This is a genomic window from Mesorhizobium sp. M7A.F.Ca.CA.003.01.2.1 (assembly GCF_003998945.1).
Classification (GTDB): domain Bacteria; phylum Pseudomonadota; class Alphaproteobacteria; order Rhizobiales; family Rhizobiaceae; genus Mesorhizobium; species Mesorhizobium ciceri.
Window position 1 is genome coordinate 1 of record NZ_RZRA01000894.1, and the last position, 2314, is coordinate 2314.

At 65.1% G+C, this 2314-nt stretch carries 3 protein-coding genes; 2 read left to right on the top strand and 1 reads right to left on the bottom strand.

Annotation, left to right across the window (positions count from 1 at the left end):
• A partial coding sequence (locus tag EN969_RS27275; RefSeq protein WP_127419553.1) for an aminotransferase class III-fold pyridoxal phosphate-dependent enzyme occupies positions 1 to 497 on the top strand: 497 nt, incomplete at its 5' end.
• 33 nt (positions 498 to 530) lie between these two features.
• Here the strand turns inward: EN969_RS27275 and EN969_RS27280 are convergent.
• Complete coding sequence (locus EN969_RS27280; RefSeq protein ID WP_013528131.1) at positions 531 to 1268, bottom strand: GntR family transcriptional regulator; 738 nt, start codon at positions 1266 to 1268, stop codon at positions 531 to 533.
• Between the two features lie 131 nt (positions 1269 to 1399).
• On the opposite strand from EN969_RS27280, the gene EN969_RS27285 reads away from it, so the two are divergent.
• Positions 1400 to 2314: four-carbon acid sugar kinase family protein (locus tag EN969_RS27285; RefSeq protein WP_245467518.1), on the top strand; the 915-nt coding region annotated here is incomplete at its 3' end.

Consider the following 2314-nt stretch of genomic DNA (forward strand, 5'->3'; position numbering starts at 1 on the left):
GCTGGGAGCCGCTCGGCGTACGGCCGGACCTGTCCGCCTTCTCGAAGGCGATCGCCAATGGCTATCCGCTGGCCGCCATCGCAGGCACCGACCGGTTTCGCGAAGCCGCGACCAAGGTCTATGTGACGGGTTCTTTCTGGTACGGCGCCGTCGCAATGGCCGCGGCGATCGCTACCATCAGCACGCTGCGCGATACCGACGCCGTCACCCACATGACACAGGCCGGCGACAGGCTGCGCTCAGGCCTCGATGCTGCAGCGAAGAAGCATGGTCTTTCGCTGCGACAGACAGGTCCGGTGTCGATGCCGATGGTGCTGTTCGACGGCGATGCCGAATTCAAGCTAGCCAACGCATTCTGCTCGGCCGCCTTGCGCGAAGGCGCTTATTTCCATCCCCGGCACAACATGTTCCTGAGTGCTGCGCACACCGCAAAAGATATAGATCTCGCCCTGCAGGCTGCCGATGCGGGCATGGCCGCCGCGGCGCAGGTGGCGTGACCGGCGCCAATGCGGTGGAAAGGAACAAACTGTTCAGCCGGTGGCCGACACCAGTCGGCCGTTCTGCGCAGCGCGGCGCAGTTCCTCCGGCGTGACCGCGCCGTCGTTCAGCCGTTCGAGAACCTTGACCAGCAGGCGGCCGCCTTCGATCATGTCCTGCTGAATGCCCTTGCGCACACCGTTCTCGTCGCGCGCCCGCAGCGCTTCAAGAATGTCGAGATGCCGGTGGCGGCCGTCATAGGTCGGCCGGGCGTGAGGGTACTGGTAGTTCACCAGCGGTCCGTTGCGCAGCCAGATTCCCTCAATGATGGCCAGCAGCTCCGGCATTTGCGCCGCCTGGTAGATGGAGTGATGGAATTCCCAATTGTCGCGGACGGCTTCGAACCAGCGGCCATTGTCCTCGTTCGCAATGAGTTTCTCATGCACCGCCGCCAGACGGTCGATCTCGCGCGGCTCGATGCGCGTCGTTGCCGCGGCACCCGCCATGCCTTCGAGATGCAGCCTGATGCTGCGCAGTTCCAGATACTGAGCCAGCGACAGCTGGGCGACGGTGATCGAACGGCCGGCCTCCATCTCCAGGCCTTTTTCGCGCACCAACTGCATCAGCGCCTCGCGCACCGGCGTCTCAGACACCTGAAGGCTGGCGGCAAGGTCGCGGATCTTGAAGCGATGGCCCGGCCAGAAACGGCCTTCCATCATGGCACGGCGAAGCTCCTCATAGACACGCGTCGTCAGATTGTCGCGCGCGATCGGCGCGATAGAAGCAGTCACATCCGCTCTCCGTTCTTGCAACAGCGCAGGCGTCGCCTGCGTCGCGTGGCTTGTGTATATGATACCACGAATGGCCTGACCACCGACATGAGACAAGCCGCCCCGAAACCGGCAGACATGAGACGGGCCGCATGACCGCGTCGATGCCTTCCTTGCTGTTCGGCGCCATTGCCGACGATCTGACCGGCGGCACCGAGCTGGCGTCGATGCTGGTCGCGCGCGGCATTCCGACGGGATGCACGGTCGGGCTGGACGCGCCGATCCCATCAGGCAATCTTGCCCATGTGATCCTGCTGAAGACCCGCGTCATCGCAGCCAGCGATGCGGTGCGCCAGGTGCTGGAGGCCGCGGACCGGCTGGTCGAAGCTGGCGCGCGGCAGATCTTCTTCAAATATTGCGCCACCTTCGATTCGACGCCCGCGGGCAATATCGGTCCTTGCGCCGAAGCGCTGCTCGAGCGCCTTGGCGGCGGCGTCACACTGTTCGCCCCCGCGCTGTGTGAGACTGGGCGCACCGTCTATCAGGGGCATATGTTCGGCGGTCCCCAGCTGCTTGCTGAGTCGCCCAAGCGCTTCGATCCGCTGACGCCGATGACCGATTCCAATCTGGTTCGCGTGCTGCAGGCGCAGAGCAGGGGCAAGGTCGGGCTGGTGCCCTATCTCGTCGTCGACGCCGGCGCTGGAGCCATCCGGAGCGCTATAGGAGAGCAAAGCAGGCGCGGCGAGACGCTGCTGGTCACCGACACCATCCGCGAGCGCGATCTGGCGGCGATCGCGGAAGCCACCTTCGACCTGCCGCTGATGACCGGCAATTCCTCAGTCGCCGCGCATCTGCCACCGGCCTGGCTCACGCATGGGCTGCTGGATTCAGGCGATCTCGTTGCCGCCAGCCTGCCGGCCGTCGAAGGGCCGGCAGCGGTGCTGGCCGGCAGCGTCGCCGACCGCACCATCGAACAGCTCGAGCGTTTTGCGCAAAACAATCCACTGCTGACGATTGACCTTGCCAGCGCCTTTGCCGGCGCCGATGTCATGGCCGAAGCGCGTACC